Origin of the sequence: Streptomyces sp. NPDC091272, assembly GCF_044757485.1 — a bacterium.
Lineage (GTDB): Bacteria > Actinomycetota > Actinomycetes > Streptomycetales > Streptomycetaceae > Streptomyces.
The window spans coordinates 1-16,737 of record NZ_JBIVVC010000009.1 but is presented as its reverse complement, the minus strand read 5'-3'; the positions used below and the strand labels follow the sequence as shown (position 1 = coordinate 16,737).

Below are 16,737 nucleotides of genomic sequence, written 5' to 3'. Positions count from 1 at the left end.
CCGCGCCAGGCACCAGACGGCAGGCGTCAGACGGCGGTCGTCAGACACGGCAGGCGTCAGACGGCAGGCGTCAGGCGTCCTTGGCGACGTCCACGATCGTCACCGCGTCCCTGGCCTCCGCCACGACCGTCTCTCCCGGCACCTGGTCCGGCGCGTTCTCCGGGTGGTGGCAGGCCACCTGCTGGCCCACCTTCAGCTCGATCAGTGGCGGGTCCTGCGTCTTGCAGACCTCCGTCGCCTTCCAGCACCGGGTGTGGAACCGGCAGCCGCTCGGCGGCGAGATCGGCGAGGGCACGTCGCCCTTGAGCAGGATCCGCTCGCTCTTGGCGCCGCGCCGCTTCGGGTCCGGCACCGGCACCGCCGACATGAGCGCCTTGGTGTACGGGTGCATCGGCGCCTTGTACAGCGAGTTGCGGTCCGCCAGCTCGACGATCTTGCCGAGGTACATCACCGCGATCCGGTCCGAGACGTGCCGGATGACCGAGAGGTCGTGCGCGATGATCACGTACGTCAGGCCCAGCTCGTCCTGGAGGTCCTCCATCAGGTTGACCACCTGCGCCTGGATGGAGACGTCGAGGGCCGAGACCGGCTCGTCCGCGACGACCAGCTTGGGCTTGAGGGCGAGCGCCCTGGCGATCCCGATGCGCTGGCGCTGACCGCCGGAGAACTCGTGCGGATAGCGGTTGTAGTGCTCGGGGTTGAGCCCCACGACCTCAAGGAGCCGCTGCACCTCGGCCTTGATGCCGCCCTCCGGCTTCACACCCTGGAGGTGGAAGGGCGCACTGACGATGGTGCCGATGGTGTGCCGCGGGTTCAGCGAGGAGTACGGGTCCTGGAAGATCATCTGCACATCGCGGCGGAGCGGGCGCATCTGGCCCACGCCGAGGTGCGTGATGTCCTGCCCCTGGAACTCGATCTTGCCGCCGGTCGGTTCGAGGAGCCGGGTGATCAGCCGGCCCATCGTCGACTTGCCGCAGCCGGACTCGCCGACGACACCGAGGGTCTCCCCCGGGCGTACGTCGAAGCTCAGTCCGTCCACCGCCCGCACCGCGCCGGACTGCCGTTGCAGCAGGCCCTTGCGGATCGGGAAGTGCTTGACCAGGTCGGTGACCCTGAGCAGCGGCTCGGGCGAGGAGGTGCTCTGCTCCGGGATGGTCATCTCGGAATCCTTTGTCTCGCTCACAGCTTCGGCGCAATCTCTTCGGTCCAGATCCGCGTCCGCTGTTCGCGCGTCATGTGGCAGGCGGAGAAGTGCCGGCCCCCGACCTCGGTCAGCTCGGGCACGACCGTACGGGTGACATTGTCCTTGGGTACGTCCGCGTACGGGCAGCGCGGGTTGAAGGCGCAGCCGTCCGGCACGTTGATCAGGCTGGGCGGGGAGCCCTTGACCGGAATGAGGCGCTCGGTCTCCTCCCGGTCGATGCGCGGCATCGAACCCAGCAGGCCCCAGGTGTACGGGTGTTGCGGGGCGGCGAAGATCTCCGTCGCGGGACCGCGCTCCACGCACCGGCCGCCGTACATCACCACGATGTCGTCCGCGAGCTCGGCGACCACGCCGAGGTCGTGGGTGATGATGATGACCGCCGAGCCGAACTCCTTCTGCAGATCCGTGATCAGGCTGAGGATCTGCGCCTGGACGGTGACGTCGAGCGCGGTGGTCGGCTCGTCCGCGATCAGCAGGTCGGGGTTGTTGACCAGCGACATCGCGATCATGGCGCGCTGGCGCATGCCGCCGGAGAACTCGTGCGGGTAGCTGTCCACCCGCTTGTGCGGCTCGGGGATGCCGACCCGGTCCAGCATCTCGACCGCCCGCCTGCGCGCGGCCTTCTTGTCCACGTCGTGGTGGATCCGGTAGGCCTCCACGATCTGGTGGCCGATGGTGAAGTACGGGTGCAGCGCCGAGAGCGGGTCCTGGAAGATCATCGCCATCTCGCGGCCGCGCAGCCGCCGGACGTCCTCGGGGTCCGCGCTCAGCAGCTCCTTGCCGTCCAGCCAGATCTCACCGGAGATCTGCGCCTTGCGGCGGCCGTACTGGCCGGCCGTGTGCAGGCCCATGATGCCGAGCGAGGTCACCGACTTGCCCGAGCCGGACTCGCCGACGATACCGAGGGTCTTGCCCTTCTCCAGCTGGAAGGAGAGCCCGTTGACGGACTTCACCAGACCGTCGTCGGACGGGAAGTGCACCTTGAGGTCACGTACGTCGAGGAAGGCGGTGGAGGCGGGCGGCTGGGCCACCGGCTCGCCGACGGCCCCCGTCTTGGTCATGTCTGTCATGTGAGCCTCACACGGGGGTCGATCACGGCGTACAAGAGGTCCACGAAGAGGTTGGCGACTACCACCGCGGTGGCGGTGATGAGCGTGACGGCGAGGATGATCGGGAGGTCCTTGCTGTTGATCGCCCGCAGCACCTCCTGGCCGAGGCCGGGGAGGCTGAAGGTGGTCTCGGTGAGGATCGCGCCGCCCATCAGGGCGCCGAGGTCGATGCCGAGCAGCGTGAGCACGGGGGTCATCGTCGAGCGCATGGCGTGCTTGCCGATGACGGCGCGCTCACCGAGCCCCTTGGCGCGTGCGGTGCGGATGTAGTCCTCGCCCATGACTTCGAGCATCGACGCCCTGGTCATACGGGCGTACATCGCGCCGAAGAGGAAGGCGAGGGTGATCCAGGGAAGGATCATGCCGCTGAACCACGCGGCTGGATCCTCCCCGAATTCCGTGAACGCGTTGTTCACCCAGCCCAGTTGGTAGGCGAAGATCGCGAGCGAGATCAGACCGGTGAAGTAGACCGGGAGGGAGACGCCGGCGAGCGCGACGGTCATCGCGAACCGGTCCCACAGGGTGCCCCGCTTGAGCGCCGAGAGGACGCCCACGGAGAGGCCGATGAGCAGCCAGACGAAGGCCGCCCCCAGCGCGAGGGTCAGGGTGACGGGCAGCCGGTCGAGAAGGATCGGCCAGACCGCCTGCTGGGTGCGGAAGGAGTAGCCGAAGCAGGGCGCCGCACACTCGATGGTGTCGCCACCACCGGTGTAGGTGCGGCCCACGAAGAGTCCCTTGATGAACTCCATGACCTGCACCAGGATCGGCTCGCCGAGGCCCAGTTTCTCGCGGACGCCTTCGATGGCGGCCGCGTCGGCCTGTTTCCCGACGAACAGGAGCGCGGGGTCCTGCCCGGTCCACTTCGGGATCAGGAAGAAGATGCAGAAGACCGCCAGAATCACGACGATCAGCATCACTGCGACGGCGAACAGCCGCCTGATCAGATATGTCAGCACTGTGCCCGGCAGCCGCTCCTCGTGGGAGCGGCTGCCTTCACCTGCCCTTCGTGCCAGCGGCGGGTGACGCCGTCAGATGGTGATGTACGTACGGGTTGTTACTTGACGCCCAGCTGGGCGAAGTCGTACCAGCCACTGAAGGCGTCGGTGGCGTAGACGTTCGTCAGCCGGTCCGAACGCCAGTTGACCGCCTTGATGTTGGCCAGCGGAAGGTAGTAGGCGCCTTCCATGACCATCTTGTTGACCTCGCCGTAGGCCTTGGCGGCCGTGGCCGGGTCACGCTCGGCGATGGCCTTGGCGAACCCCTCGTCGATCTTCTTGTCGTTGATCAACGCGTAGTTGTTGTTGCCGTTCTCAAGGATGTAGTCGCTGTGCCACAGCGGCAGACCGTAGCCCTGGCCACTGGGGAAGTCGGGGCCCCAGCCGTAGAGGACCATGCCGTAGCCCTCCTTCACGACCCGCTTCTGGTTGCCGACGATCGAGGAACCCTCGGCACCGTTGAACTGGTCGATCTCGACCTGGATGCCGACCTTGCCGAGCGACGCCTGGAGGGCCTCGGCCGACTTCTTGTCGGACTCGTCCGTGTTACGGACGGCGAGCGTGGTCTTGAAGCCGTTCGGCTGGCCGCACGCCTTCAGTTCTTCCTTCGCCTTGGCGGCGTTGGCTGCACCGTCGTTGGTGCGCAGGCCGTACTGGTCGTCGTTGGCGTCGTAACCGGGGACGACCGGGGGCAGCATGTTCACGGCGATGTCACCGCCGGCGACCGGGCCGCCGCGGGCGCTCTGCACGGACTTGTGGTCCGCGCCGTAGATGACGGCCTTGCGGCAGTGGATGTTGTCGAAGGGCTTCACGCTCTGCGGGAAGGCCACGTACGAGATGAACCCGGTCTGCGGGTTGTCCAGGTTGTCCTTGTGCTGCTTCAGCGCGGTGGTGCGGCCTGCGGTGGCCATGCCGCGCTGGTTCAGGTCCAGGTCCGCGTCACCGTTGATGAGGCGCTTGTCGCGCTCGTCGGCGTTGGTGAGGAGGGTGACCTCGATGTTGTCCGGCAGCGCCTTGCGCAGGCCGTCCGTCTTGGGGTCGTAGGACGGGTTGCGCGAGAGCTTCAATCCCTTGTTCGGGCTGTAGCTGTCGAACTTGTACGGGCCGGAGGAGAACGGCTTCAGCGCGTACTTGGTCTTGGTGTCCTTGTCCTTGCGGACCGGCGAGTTGGTGGCCATCGCCAGGATCTGCTCGAAGTCGCCGTTCGCCTTGGGCAGCTTGAAGACGATCTTCTTGTCGGTGGGCGTCTGGATCGCTTCCGTGCCCTTGGGGTCCTTGTACGGGCCCTTGAACTTCTTCTCCGGGTCCAGGATGTCGCGGAGGTAGACCGGGCCGCCGGACAGCGCCTCCTGCGCCCACTGGCGCTCGATGCCGTACTTGACGTCCTGGGCGGTAATTTCCTTACCGTCCTCCCACTTGATGCCGTCCTTCAGCTCGTACGTGTACGTCAAGCCGTCGGGAGACACCGTGGCCTTGGCCTTGGCGAGGTCGGGCTGGAGCTCGATGCCCTTCTGGCCGGGCGCCGCCGTGTAGCTGACCAGCGTACGGCTGTAGTAGCGCGCGAAGTCGAACGCGAAGCCGTAGTACATCATCGTGGTGTCCCACGAGTCGGCGTCCTGGACGCCGACGAACTTCAGCGTCCCGCCCTTCTTGTCGGACGGGTTGGCGATCTTCTCGACGCCGGCGTTGAAGCCGGCCGCCTTGCCGCCGCCGCCACCCTTGTTGTCCTTGCTGCCACCGCCGCCACCGCAGGCCGTGGTGACCAGGAGTGTGGCAGCTGCGAAGGACGCGACTGCCGCGGCCCGACGCATGCGCGTACCGGTTGTTTTCACTGTCTCGCAACCTCCGTGAGTAATGCGGCCCGAGTGACCAGGGCTGGTCTTAGGCATGGGTGAAGCGGGTGAGGTGGTCAGCGGGACCCCTTGGGGTCGATCGCGTCGCGCACGCCGTCGCCGAACAGGTTGAAGGCGAGCACGGTGACGAAGATCGCCACACCCGGAACGATCATGTACATCGGGTCCGACTCGTAGTACGCGACGGCGTCGGAGAGCATCGAACCCCAGGAGGCCGTGGGCGGCTTGACGCCCACGCCCAGGAAGCTGAGGGCGGCTTCGGTCAGGATGTTGGTCGGAATCATCAGCGTCGAGTAGACGGTGATGGGGGCCACCAGGTTCGGCAGCAGCTCCTTCACGACGATGTAGCCGCGGCCCGCACCGAGGCTGCGCGCGGCCTCCACGTACTCGCGTTCACGCAGCGAGAGCACCTGGCCGCGCACGATGCGGCCGATGTAGGGCCAGCCGAAGAAGCCGATCACCAGGATCATGGCCAGCAGCCGGACGCCGCTTCCTTCGAGGCCGAGCATCGAGTTCGGCATCACCGAGATCAGCGAGATGACGAACAGCAGCTGCGGGAAGGCCAGCAGCATGTCCATCACACGGCTGATCACCGTGTCGAGCCAGCCGCCGAAGTAACCGGCCAGGGTGCCGAAGAGGGTGCCGAAGACGACGGCGACGACGGCCGCCAGGAAGCCCACGACCAGGGAGACCCGGGCGCCGTAGATGATGCGGGTGAAGACGTCCCGGCCGCTGGTGGGCTCCACACCCAGCCAGTGGTCGCCGCTGATGCCGCCGAAGGAACCGATCGGCGTGCCGAACAGCGGGTCGATCAGGTCTTCGTTACGGCCTTCGGGCGTCTGCCCGACCAGAGCGGCGATCGCCGGGGCGAACACTGCGACGAGCACCAGCAGCAGGACGATGATGCCGCCCGTGAGCGCGAGCTTGTCCCGCTTCAGCCTGACCCAGGCGATGCGCCACGGTGAGCGGCCCTCGATCTTCTTCGCCCGCACACCGGCCGCGACATCGGCCGTCGCGGGTTCCGCCGCCGGCGCGTCGTGAAGTGGTGCCGTCATCGTGGTCGCGACCCCTCTCGGCCAGCGGTCACCGGCCCTTGCTCGCCGCTAGTGGCGGCCTGAAGCTTGTCGAACACAGGGCGAACGCCCCTTGATGCCGGGAGTCTTCAATGTGCGTGCCACCTGCCGCCAGACCCCTCGGACAATGGATGCGCAACCGTGATGCTGTCTGCGGCTTTCCGGTATCCGGACGGCGCTGAACGAGGGGCGAACAGTGGGCAATTGGGCGCACCCTACGGCAGTACCGGCCAACTGCCGTGCAGAACCGCTAAATTGGGACAGACCATGACTTCGTGCGGTCAGGCCGCCAACTGGTCTTTCGGGCATGCCAATTGACCCCCGAAGGGGCTTTTGGGCAGGTGGCTTATGTGCTGGTTCAGTACGCCCGCGACGGCGGGTAGCCGTAGCCGGGCGCACCGGTGGGCGCGGGTGCGTGCGCGTCGCGGTCGTAGAACGGCCGGGCGTTGGCGCGCAGCCACATGCCGACCGGGTCGTGCTCGTCGGTCATCGCGACCGTGGACACCGGCAGCCCGTCGGGGACGACACCGATGGACTGCTGCATCATCGCCCGCACCGCCTCCACCGACTGCCTGCCGGTGTCGTAGAGGTCGAGACCGATGGCGAGGTACGGGGCGCCGAGCGCCGGCTGCACCCAGGCGCGGCTGAGCGCGCGGACGGCGGGCGTCCGGTGCGCGTTCTGTGCCAGCTGGGCGTAGAACTGCGGGATCTCAAGGGCGGGTTCGGACATCCGAAGGGGGCCGGCCGGCATCCGGTCCAGGCCGGTGGCGATGCGCCGAAGGTCGAGCCAGGGGATGCCGACGCCACCGCCGGGGGCGTGCGGGTTCAGCCAGATGCCCCAGCGGTCGGGGTAGAGGGCGCGGGCCAGGTCGATGCCGGTGCCCACCTCGTACGCCCGGTTCCAGCCGCTGGCGGCGAGCTCCTGCGCGGAGGTCACACACGGTGCGTAGCCGAAGCCCTCGACGTCCATGTTCCCGTACTGGGCGTCGGGGGAGCCGGCCGTGCCGTGCCACAGCAGCATCCACAGCCGGCCCTTCACCAGGGCGTGCAGCAGCGCCTCGTACGCGTCGAACCGTCCGGGCGTCACCTGGCGCAGCATGTGCTCGACCTGTCCGGCCGCCGCGGTGCCTGACGCGCTCACCCTGGGTCCCGCCCCTCTTCGATCCACCGTGTCGACGCCGGCCGCACTCGAACGATTCGCCCCCGTGCGGCGAGGTCATCAAACCAGCTTAAGCGGCACTCCCGGCACCGGATCGGTGTCGGTTCCCCATTCAGTGTTCCCTTTGGTAGAAGGGCCGCACCCGCCCCAGCATCCACTCCGCCACCGGATCCTGCTGCGCCATGTCCAGCAGCAGCAGATGCACCGGCCACGGCACGCTCTCCCGGCCGAGCGCCCGGCCGAGCGCGTCCATCGGCGCGTTGCGGTCCGCACCCTCCCACGACGACAGCTGTACGCCGACGAACAGCACCGGCTCACCGCCCTCGATGCTGGCCAGCGACCGCCGGGCGGTGACCACCACACCGCTCTGCTGGAACTCGCCCGCGGCGGCGGCCAGGAAGTCGACCGGCTCCTCCTGCCAGTCCGGCTCGAACAGCCGCACCCGGCCTCCGGTCGCCGGCCCGTCCAGCGGGGTCCGCCCGGTGCGGCAGAGCTCGGCGACGGCGGGGGGCGGCAGCGGCACGCCGACGTTGCCGCCGGGGTTCACGGCGATACCCAGCTGCGGCGGCAGGCCGCGGGCGAACTCCACGGCGGGCGCGACCGCGAAGGGCATGTGGCTGCCCGCGCACTGGCGGAACTGCTGCTCGGAGCTGAAGACGGGCACGTACGCCTGCCCTTCGATCTCCGTGGTCGGCAGGTCGAGCGGTCCCTGGTCGGGGCCGCCGCCGTTCGGCAGCGGGACCCACAGGGAGCTGCGGCCGATCGTCTCGACGAGGCGGGCGCCGGCGGCGGGACTGCCGAGCGAGGCGGCGAGCACCTCTTCGAGCTCGTTGCAGGGCCAGCCACCCCCGTACCCGCCTGCCGCGCCGTACTGCCCCGTCGTCTCCGGTATGTCCACGGACTGCCCCTTCTCGCTGCTCGCGCCCTGCGTGCCGAGCCTATCGCCGGGCGCGTGCCCGGTGGTCGGTACACCCGAACGGACACACAAAGTGACTCTCCGGTTGCGGAGAGTGCCTGGTGGTCCGAGGGTGGCGGGCAGGGTCGACGTACCGGTCGTCCCCACGCAGTCCTTCCGGAAGGAACCCGCCGTCATGGCTCTGCACAAGGCCGCCGCGCTCGCCCTCTCCACGTCGCTCTGCGGGGCGCTGATCCTCGGCACGGCCGGTGCCGCGGTCGCGGCCGTGGACCCCGGGGACCACACCCCGGCCGTCTCCGCCCCGACGGCGCAGCAGCGCGAGGCCGCGCGGGACCTGGACGAGCTGCTGGAGGACGTACGGGGCCTGGACGAGCTGGCCGAGGCCGCCCGCACCATGTTCGACGACGACGACGCCGACGACGTCCCTGCCGGCCGTCACCAGGCCCGTACGCAGGTCGAGGCCAAGTTGGCCGCCGCACTGGGCCGCCCCGCGGCCGCCGAGCGGGACGCCGCCCCGAAGCCGGACCCGGCGGCGGGCCGGGGCCAGGGTGCCGCCGAGCCGAAGCCGGACGCCGGCAAGGCCCGGACCGAGCTCAAGGCACAGCTGAAGAACCTGGTCGAGGCGCTCGTCACGGGCGACTGGAAGAAGACGCGCCAGTCCCTCAGCTCCGTGACGAAGCTCTCCGGCGCCCTGATGTCCAGGACCACCGTCTCCCGGACCGCCACGTGGACGAGGTTCTGACCCAGCTGCGCACGGCGTGGCGAAGGGCCCCCGGCAGCACAGCGCCGGGGGCCTTCCCCGTGGGTCAGCTCCCGCCGGGGGCCTCCCCGTGGGTCAGCTCCCGCCGGGGGCCTCTCCGTGGGTCAGCCCCCGCCGGGGCCTCCCCGTAAGTCAGCTCCCGCCAGAGGCCTTTCCCGCGGGTCAGTTCCCCTCGAAGCCGATCTCGCGCAGGGCCCCGGCCGCCTCCCGGTCCAGCAGTACCGCCGACGCGCACCCCGCGGGCAGCCGCTCGCCCTCCGCGTCGCGGACCAGCGTGCCGACCGCCCTGCGGTGGCGTGCGAAGGCGTAGCCGGAGACTCCGCGTCCGCGGTCCCGCTGGCCGTCCCTGGCCACGTCCGGCGTCACGTCGAGCAGCACCATCCGCAGCCCGCGCCCCCGTCTGCGGGCCTCGCGCGCCAGCCAGCGCCGCACCCACGCCTGCGTACCGCAGTCGTGCACGACCACGCTCTCGCCCGAGCGCAGCGCCCTGCGCAGTCCCGCGTAGTGGGCGACGCGCACCAGCGGGCGGTAGAGGGCGTACGGCAGCGAGCGCGGCATCCGCTGCTCCCACCGCTCCCGCACGTCCTGCGAGTCGATGGTGCGCACCCCCGCCACCGCCCTGCGGATCAGGGTGGACTTGCCGCTGCCCGGCAGCCCGGAGACGACGACCACGTCCCCCGCGGCGAACATCAGCAGACGCGGACCGCGCCCCGCACGGTCGCGCAGGTCACGCACGACCGGCACCGGCACGGGCCCCACCGCCCTCACGCCCGGCTTCACCCCTACGGCTGCCGTAGCGGCACACGCACTGGACTGCTGCAACGTCCTCACCCCTCCCCCTGTGGTCCCCCTGTGGACATGACTCAACCCTTGCCCAAGAAGTGTAAAGAAAAGGTAATGCGGGACAAGCGATTTGCCGACCGGAGGGGGCGTGCAATGATGTGCGCGCCAGGCACCCCCTGCGCACACCCAACTTCACAACGGCCGCATGAATCCGCGCGGGAGAGTCCGGGGCAGCAGTGCCCGGGACGCCGAAGGAGCAAGCTCCTCCCTTGAATCTCTCAGGCCCCGTACCGCGCGGGCGAGGCAGATCTGAAAAGCGGGTCACCCTGTCGACGACGGCGTGACCCCACCCAAGGTGCAAGCCGGTCGCAGTTGCCCCGGCGAACCTCTCAGGTTCCGATGACAGATGGGGAGGACCGTCCTCGTCGTCATGCCCTGGGAGTCTTGTCCTCATGAGCACCGCACCCCGACACACCGCCCTCGATGCCCTGCATCGCTCACTCGGCGCGACCATGACCGACTTCGCGGGCTGGGACATGCCTCTGCGGTACGCGTCCGAGCGCGACGAGCACAACGCCGTGCGGACCAGGGCCGGCCTCTTCGACCTCTCCCACATGGGCGAGATCACCGTCACGGGACCGCAGGCCGTCGACCTCCTCGCCTTCGCCCTGGTCGGCAACATCGCCACCGTCGGCCTCGGCCGCGCCCGGTACACGATGATCTGCCAGGAGGACGGCGGCATCGTCGACGACCTGATCGTCTACCGGCTCGGTGAGACGGAGTTCATGGTCGTCGCCAACGCCGGAAACGCCCAGACCGTCCTGGACGCGCTGGTGACCCGCGCGGAGGGCTTCGACGCCGAGGTACGGGACGACCGCGACGCGTACGCCCTGATCGCGGTGCAGGGCCCGGAGTCCCCCGGCATCCTGAAGTCCGTCACGGACGCCGACCTGGACGGCCTCAAGTACTACGCGGGCCTGCCCGGCACCGTCGCGGGAGTGCCCGCGCTGATCGCCCGTACCGGCTACACCGGTGAGGACGGCTTCGAGCTGTTCGTGCGCCCGGTCCACGCGGAGCAGCTGTGGCGGGCACTGACCGAGGCGGGCGCCGACGCCGGTCTCGTCCCGTGCGGCCTGTCCTGCCGCGACACGCTGCGCCTCGAAGCGGGAATGCCGCTGTACGGCAACGAGCTGACGACGAAGCTCACCCCCTTCGACGCCGGACTCGGCCGGGTCGTCAAGTTCGAGAAGGACGGCGACTTCGTCGGGCGTACGTCCCTGGAGGCGGCGGCCGAGCGGGCCGGGAGCGCCCCGCCCCGCAAGCTCGTCGGCCTGATCGCCGAGGGCCGCCGGGTGCCCCGCTCGGGCTACCAGGTGGTGCACGAGGGCCAGGTCGTCGGTGAGGTGACCTCGGGCGCCCCGTCCCCCACCCTCGGCAGGCCGATCGCCATGGCGTACGTCGACGCGGCCTTCGCGGCCCCCGGCACGGCGGGTGTCGGCGTGGACATCCGCGGCGCCCACGAGCCGTACGAGGTCGTCGCCCTGCCGTTCTACAAGCGCCAGAAGTGACAATCGCCGCATCCCCGGCAGCGAACCCCCGTCTCATCTGTCAAGACCCCGTTCCTCAGCACTCCCCCGCATCCAGGAGAATTCAGCCATGAGCAACCCCCAGCAGCTGCGTTACAGCAAGGAGCACGAGTGGCTCGCGACGTCCGAGGACGGCGTCGCGACGATCGGCATCACGGAGTTCGCGGCCAACGCGCTCGGTGACGTCGTCTACGCCCAGCTCCCTGAGGTCGGCGAGACGGTGACCGCGGGTGAGACCTGCGGGGAGCTGGAGTCGACCAAGTCCGTCAGCGACCTGTACGCCCCGGTGACCGGTGAGGTCGTCGAGGCGAACGCGGACGTCGTGGCCGACCCGTCGCTGGTGAACTCCGCCCCCTTCGAGGGCGGCTGGCTGTTCAAGGTGCGCGTCACCGAGGAGCCTTCCGATCTGCTCTCCGCCGAGGAGTACTCCGCGCTCTCGGGCAACTGAAACGCTCCGGCAACCGAAAAGCTCCGGCAACCGATTCGCCTGAACCCCTAGGGACCCGCCTGATGTCGCTTCTCAACTCCTCCCTCCACGAGCTGGACCCGGACGTCGCCGCCGCAGTCGACGCCGAGCTCCACCGCCAGCAGTCCACCCTCGAAATGATCGCCTCGGAGAACTTCGCCCCGGTCGCGGTCATGGAGGCCCAGGGCTCGGTCCTCACCAACAAGTACGCCGAGGGCTATCCGGGCCGCCGCTACTACGGCGGCTGCGAGCACGTCGATGTCGTCGAGCAGATCGCCATCGACCGCATCAAGGCGCTGTTCGGTGCCGAGCACGCGAACGTCCAGCCGCACTCGGGCGCGCAGGCCAACGCCGCCGCGATGTTCGCGCTGCTGAAGCCGGGCGACACGATCATGGGCCTCAACCTCGCCCACGGCGGTCACCTGACCCACGGCATGAAGATCAACTTCTCCGGCAAGCTCTACAACGTGGTCCCGTACCACGTCGACGAGTCCGGCCAGGTGGACATGGACGAGGTGTCCCGGCTCGCCAAGGAGTCCCAGCCGAAGCTGATCGTGGCCGGCTGGTCCGCGTACCCGCGCCAGCTGGACTTCGCCAGGTTCCGTGAGATCGCGGACGAGGTCGGCGCGTACCTGATGGTCGACATGGCGCACTTCGCGGGCCTCGTCGCGGCCGGGCTGCACCCCAACCCGGTCCCGCACGCCCACGTGGTCACCACCACCACCCACAAGACCCTCGGCGGCCCCCGCGGCGGTGTGATCCTCTCCACCCAGGAGCTCGCCAAGAAGATCAACTCCGCGGTCTTCCCCGGTCAGCAGGGCGGTCCGCTGGAGCACGTGATCGCGGCCAAGGCCGTGTCCTTCAAGGTCGCCGCGTCGCCCGAGTTCAAGGAGCGCCAGCAGCGCACCCTGGACGGCGCCCGCATCCTGGCCGAGCGCCTGGTCCAGCCGGACGTCACCGAGCACGGCGTCTCCGTGCTCTCCGGCGGCACCGACGTGCACCTGGTCCTGGTGGACCTGCGCAACTCGGAGCTGGACGGCCAGCAGGCCGAGGACCGCCTGCACGAGGTCGGCATCACGGTCAACCGCAACGCCGTCCCGAACGACCCGCGGCCCCCCATGGTGACCTCCGGTCTGCGGATCGGCACGCCGGCCCTCGCCACCCGCGGTTTCCAGACCGAGGACTTCACCGAGGTCGCCGACATCATCGCGGCCGCACTGAAGCCCTCGTACAACGTCAAGGCCCTCTCGGAGCGCGTCTCGGCCCTCGCCGACAAGCACCCGCTTTACCCCGGCCTGAAGTAGTTCCGTACGCTTCATCTGGATGTCGGCGTGCGGATTTCGTACAGTCGGCAGCAATACGTAAAAACGGGGCACCGCGCACACTGGACAGTGAGTGCGGTGCCCCGCCCCTTGCCCGGCAAGGACCCGCACCTGTTCTGCCCGACGGACAACGGCGTCCGCCACCCTTCTGAGGAGTTCTGCTGTGGCCATCTCGGTCTTCGACCTGTTCTCGATCGGCATAGGCCCGTCCAGCTCCCACACGGTCGGCCCGATGCGGGCCGCCCGGATGTTCGTGGGACGCCTCAAGAAGGACGGCCTGCTCGCCCAGACGAGCGCCGTCCGCGCCGAGCTGTTCGGCTCCCTCGGCGCCACCGGCCACGGCCACGGCACCCCCAAGGCGGTCCTGCTCGGCCTGGAAGGCCACTCCCCCCGCACGGTCAACGTCGAGACCGCCGACGCGGAGGTGGAGCGCATCCGCGCCACCGGCCGGCTGCGCCTGCTGGGCACCGAGATCGGCGCCGCCCACGAGATCGACTTCGACGAGCCCAACGAGCTGATCCTGCACCGCCGCCGCTCGCTGCCCTACCACGCGAACGGAATGACCCTCTTCGCGTACGACGCCCAGGGCACGCCGCTCCTGGAGAAGACCTACTACTCGGTCGGCGGCGGGTTCGTCGTCGACGAGGACGCCGTGGCGGGCGACAACCCGATCGTCCCGGACGACACCGTCCTCAAGTACCCGTTCCGCACCGGCGACGAGCTCCTGCGCCTCGCCCGCGAGACCGGCCTCTCCATCTCCTCCCTGATGCTGGAGAACGAGAAGTCCTGGCGCACCGAGGAGGAGATCCGCGAGGGCCTGCTGGAGATCTGGCGCGTCATGCAGGCCTGTGTCTCACGCGGCATGTCCCGCGAGGGCATCCTGCCCGGCGGCCTGAAGGTCCGCAGGCGCGCCGCGAACTCGGCCCGCCAGCTGCGCGCCGACGGCGACCCCAAGGCGCACGCGATGGAGTGGGTCACCCTCTACGCGATGGCGGTCAACGAGGAGAACGCCGCGGGCGGCCGCGTCGTCACCGCCCCCACCAACGGCGCCGCCGGCATCATCCCCGCCGTGCTGCACTTCTACATGAACTTCGTGCCGAACGCCGACGAGGACGGTGTCGTCCGCTTCCTGCTCGCGGCCGGCGCGATCGGCATGCTCTTCAAGGAGAACGCCTCCATCTCGGGCGCCGAGGTCGGCTGCCAGGGCGAGGTCGGCTCCGCGTGCTCCATGGCGGCGGGCGCACTCGCCGAGGTCCTCGGCGGCACCCCGGAGCAGGTCGAGAACGCGGCCGAGATCGGCATGGAACACAACCTGGGCCTGACCTGCGACCCCGTCGGCGGCCTCGTCCAGATCCCGTGCATCGAGCGCAACGGCATGGCGGGCGTCAAGGCCGTCACCGCCGCGAAGATGGCGATGCGCGGCGACGGCAGCCACAAGGTCTCCCTCGACAAGGTCATCAAGACCATGAAGGAGACGGGCGCCGACATGAAGGTCAAGTACAAGGAGACGGCCCGCGGCGGCCTGGCCGTCAACGTCATCGAGTGCTGAGAGACGCCCTGCGGCGCACGCCGGTGCGCCGCAGGGCGGCCCCTTCGCGCCGTCCGTTTCGTCGAGCTTGTGCGGGGTCTTCGGTTTCCCCGCATCCGCGCGTGCATGCCACCGCTGTTCGAGGGCAGGCGTGACGCAAGGTCAGAAGAGCGGGGGCTCAAGGATTAAAGGGGCTGGGACGATGTCGGCAGTGCAGGACATAGCGAAGACGAACGTCACTCCGGAGGTGCTGCCGCAGATCGACGACCCGTCCACGGTGGCCCCGAAGAACGCCCGGGAGCTGACCCGGCTGTTCCTGGACCGGCTGAACGTACTCGAGGAGGGCACCCACGAGTACGCCTACGCCCGCAACACCCTCATCGAGATGAACCTGTCCCTGGTGAAGTTCGCCGCCCGCCGCTTCCGCAACCGCGGCTCGGGCGACATGGAGGACATCATCCAGGTCGGCACGATCGGCCTGATCAAGGCCATCGACCGCTTCGACCTGTCCCGCGAGGTCGAGTTCACCTCCTTCGCGATCCCTTACATCACCGGCGAGATCAAGCGGTTCTTCCGCGACACCACCTGGGCCGTCCACGTGCCGCGCCGCCTCCAGGAACTCCGTACCGAGCTGGCGAAGGCCAAGGAACAGCTCGCCTCCGTCCTGGACCGCGACCCCACCGTCCCCGAACTCGCCGAGCTCCTCGACCTGTCCCAGGACGAGGTCATCGACGGCCTGGTCGCCTCGAACGGCTACACCGCCGGCTCCCTCGACCTCCCCGCCGACACCGGCGACAGCAACAGCGCCAAGTCCTCCGTCTCGTACGCGGACTTCATGGGCGCCTGCGACCCCGGCATGGAACTCTTCGAGGACCTGCACACCCTGGCCCCGCTGCTCTCCCAGCTCTCGGAGCGCGACCGGCACATCCTGTCGATGCGCTTCGGCCAGGAACTCACCCAGGCCGAGATCGGCGAGAACCTGGGCGTCTCGCAGATGCAGGTCTCCCGCCTGCTCACCCGCATCATCGGCCAGCTCCGCACGGGCATGCTCGCCGCTTCCTGAACACGCTCCGCCACGGGCATGCTCGCCTCTCCCTGAACACATCCGCACGCCCCCGGACTTCTCCGGGGGCGTGCGAGCATGTCCGGCAACAGCAAGTCTGCCGAGGAGAGGCTGTACGTGAACGCATTCGACGCCGGTACCGAGTTCGAGCGCCAGATCCAGACCCTGCTGGACAAGGGGTACCCGGCCCTGGCCGGCAAGACGGAAGCCGAGTTCCGCGAACTGCTCGAACCGCTGCGCGAGCCGGTGCTGGAGCACGCGCCGTCGATGCCCGCACCGTCGGCGAGCCGGGTCCCGTTCCTGCTGGTCGTCACCCGGTCGCTCATACCCGTCGAGGAGTCCGTGCCGCTGACCACGCTGGCCGGCAAGGACAAGCCCGGAGTCATCGAGCGCTTCTACAAGCCGGGCGAACTGGAGCAGTTCGTCTCGCTGAAGTCCCTGCGCCTGCCCGAAGGGGAGGCGTACGTCGTCTTCGACGTGGAGCGCGGCGAGGAGTTCTGCGGCGTGGTGCCGTTGGACGCCATGGCCACGGTGGCGTCCCGCGGCCGGACGGATCTCACGATGGAGGAAGGCATCGCCTTGCTCACCCTCTTCCCGGAAACGCTCGCCAAGAACAACTGCTACTCCCTCGCCGGGACCCGCCTCGGCGACAAGGACAAACGCGTACCTGCCCTCTGGATCAGCAAGGGCGCCCCGAAACTCGGCTGGTGCTGGGAGGGGAACCCCCACACCTGGCTCGGCCTGGCCTCGGCGGGCCAGCGAGCGGGCGCCGGCCAGGCCGCTGAAGAACAGCCCACTGAAGGCCAGGCCGCCTAAAAACACCCGAACGCAAAAATGCCCCGTACCGGTTTCCCGGTACGGGGCACTCTCACAATAATTGTTCGGCGGCGTCCTACTCTCCCACAGGGTCCCCCCTGCAG

15 protein-coding genes and 1 riboswitch are annotated in these 16,737 nt (G+C 69.2%); of the genes, 7 read left to right on the top strand and 8 right to left on the bottom strand.

Annotated features, from left to right (window positions below; all coding sequences use genetic code 11):
* Positions 1 to 70 precede the first annotated feature (70 nt).
* The 7 genes from ACIQM4_RS23905 to ACIQM4_RS23875 all read right to left on the bottom strand — a co-directional run bounded on the left by ACIQM4_RS23905 (position 71) and on the right by ACIQM4_RS23875 (position 8,291).
* Entirely contained in the window at positions 71 to 1,159 is a 1,089-nt protein-coding gene (locus ACIQM4_RS23905) for an ABC transporter ATP-binding protein (RefSeq protein ID WP_401595111.1), read from the bottom strand.
* A gap of 20 nt (positions 1,160 to 1,179) precedes the next feature.
* Positions 1,180 to 2,274 carry an ABC transporter ATP-binding protein gene (locus ACIQM4_RS23900; protein WP_401595108.1) on the bottom strand — a complete coding sequence of 365 codons (1,095 nt, stop codon included), beginning with the start codon at positions 2,272 to 2,274 and terminating at the stop codon, positions 1,180 to 1,182.
* Complete coding sequence (locus ACIQM4_RS23895) at positions 2,271 to 3,269, bottom strand: ABC transporter permease (RefSeq protein WP_401595105.1); 999 nt, start codon at positions 3,267 to 3,269, stop codon at positions 2,271 to 2,273. Before ACIQM4_RS23895 ends, ACIQM4_RS23900 begins: the two co-directional genes overlap by 4 nt.
* A gap of 98 nt (positions 3,270 to 3,367) precedes the next feature.
* Positions 3,368 to 5,119, bottom strand: a complete 1,752-nt coding sequence (locus ACIQM4_RS23890; RefSeq protein ID WP_401595102.1) for an ABC transporter substrate-binding protein — start codon at positions 5,117 to 5,119, stop codon at positions 3,368 to 3,370.
* Positions 5,120 to 5,217: 98 nt separating this feature from the next.
* Complete coding sequence (locus ACIQM4_RS23885) at positions 5,218 to 6,216, bottom strand: ABC transporter permease (RefSeq protein WP_401595099.1); 999 nt, start codon at positions 6,214 to 6,216, stop codon at positions 5,218 to 5,220.
* Between the two features lie 376 nt (positions 6,217 to 6,592).
* Complete coding sequence (locus tag ACIQM4_RS23880) at positions 6,593 to 7,375, bottom strand: enhanced serine sensitivity protein SseB C-terminal domain-containing protein (protein WP_401595096.1); 783 nt, start codon at positions 7,373 to 7,375, stop codon at positions 6,593 to 6,595.
* 130 nt (positions 7,376 to 7,505) lie between these two features.
* Positions 7,506 to 8,291, bottom strand: a complete 786-nt coding sequence (locus ACIQM4_RS23875; protein WP_401595094.1) for an enhanced serine sensitivity protein SseB — start codon at positions 8,289 to 8,291, stop codon at positions 7,506 to 7,508.
* A gap of 193 nt (positions 8,292 to 8,484) precedes the next feature.
* On the opposite strand from ACIQM4_RS23875, the gene ACIQM4_RS23870 reads away from it, so the two are divergent.
* On the top strand, positions 8,485 to 9,051 hold the full coding sequence (locus ACIQM4_RS23870; protein ID WP_401595092.1) for a hypothetical protein: 567 nt from the start codon (positions 8,485 to 8,487) through the stop codon (positions 9,049 to 9,051).
* Between the two features lie 180 nt (positions 9,052 to 9,231).
* Here the strand turns inward: ACIQM4_RS23870 and ACIQM4_RS23865 are convergent, their stop codons facing one another.
* Complete coding sequence (locus ACIQM4_RS23865; RefSeq protein ID WP_401595658.1) at positions 9,232 to 9,849, bottom strand: AAA family ATPase; 618 nt, start codon at positions 9,847 to 9,849, stop codon at positions 9,232 to 9,234.
* Positions 9,850 to 10,058: 209 nt separating this feature from the next.
* Positions 10,059 to 10,155, top strand: a riboswitch (glycine riboswitch).
* Positions 10,156 to 10,304: 149 nt separating this feature from the next.
* On the opposite strand from ACIQM4_RS23865, the gene gcvT reads away from it, so the two are divergent.
* The 6 genes from gcvT (at position 10,305) to ACIQM4_RS23835 (ending at position 16,633) form a co-directional block, all read left to right on the top strand.
* Complete coding sequence (gene gcvT / locus ACIQM4_RS23860) at positions 10,305 to 11,420, top strand: glycine cleavage system aminomethyltransferase GcvT (RefSeq protein WP_401595090.1); 1,116 nt, start codon at positions 10,305 to 10,307, stop codon at positions 11,418 to 11,420.
* Positions 11,421 to 11,508: 88 nt separating this feature from the next.
* Positions 11,509 to 11,886, top strand: a complete 378-nt coding sequence (gene gcvH, locus ACIQM4_RS23855; protein WP_401595088.1) for a glycine cleavage system protein GcvH — start codon at positions 11,509 to 11,511, stop codon at positions 11,884 to 11,886.
* Between the two features lie 62 nt (positions 11,887 to 11,948).
* Entirely contained in the window at positions 11,949 to 13,208 is a 1,260-nt protein-coding gene (gene glyA, locus ACIQM4_RS23850; RefSeq protein WP_401595086.1) for a serine hydroxymethyltransferase, read from the top strand.
* 181 nt (positions 13,209 to 13,389) lie between these two features.
* Positions 13,390 to 14,775: an L-serine ammonia-lyase gene (locus ACIQM4_RS23845; protein ID WP_401595083.1), complete on the top strand. Its 1,386-nt coding sequence runs from the start codon at positions 13,390 to 13,392 to the stop codon at positions 14,773 to 14,775.
* Between the two features lie 181 nt (positions 14,776 to 14,956).
* Positions 14,957 to 15,817, top strand: coding sequence for a SigB/SigF/SigG family RNA polymerase sigma factor (locus ACIQM4_RS23840; RefSeq protein WP_401595080.1), 861 nt, complete (start codon positions 14,957 to 14,959; stop codon positions 15,815 to 15,817).
* 117 nt (positions 15,818 to 15,934) lie between these two features.
* On the top strand, positions 15,935 to 16,633 hold the full coding sequence (locus tag ACIQM4_RS23835) for a DUF5701 family protein (RefSeq protein ID WP_401595077.1): 699 nt from the start codon (positions 15,935 to 15,937) through the stop codon (positions 16,631 to 16,633).
* Positions 16,634 to 16,737 lie beyond the last annotated feature (104 nt).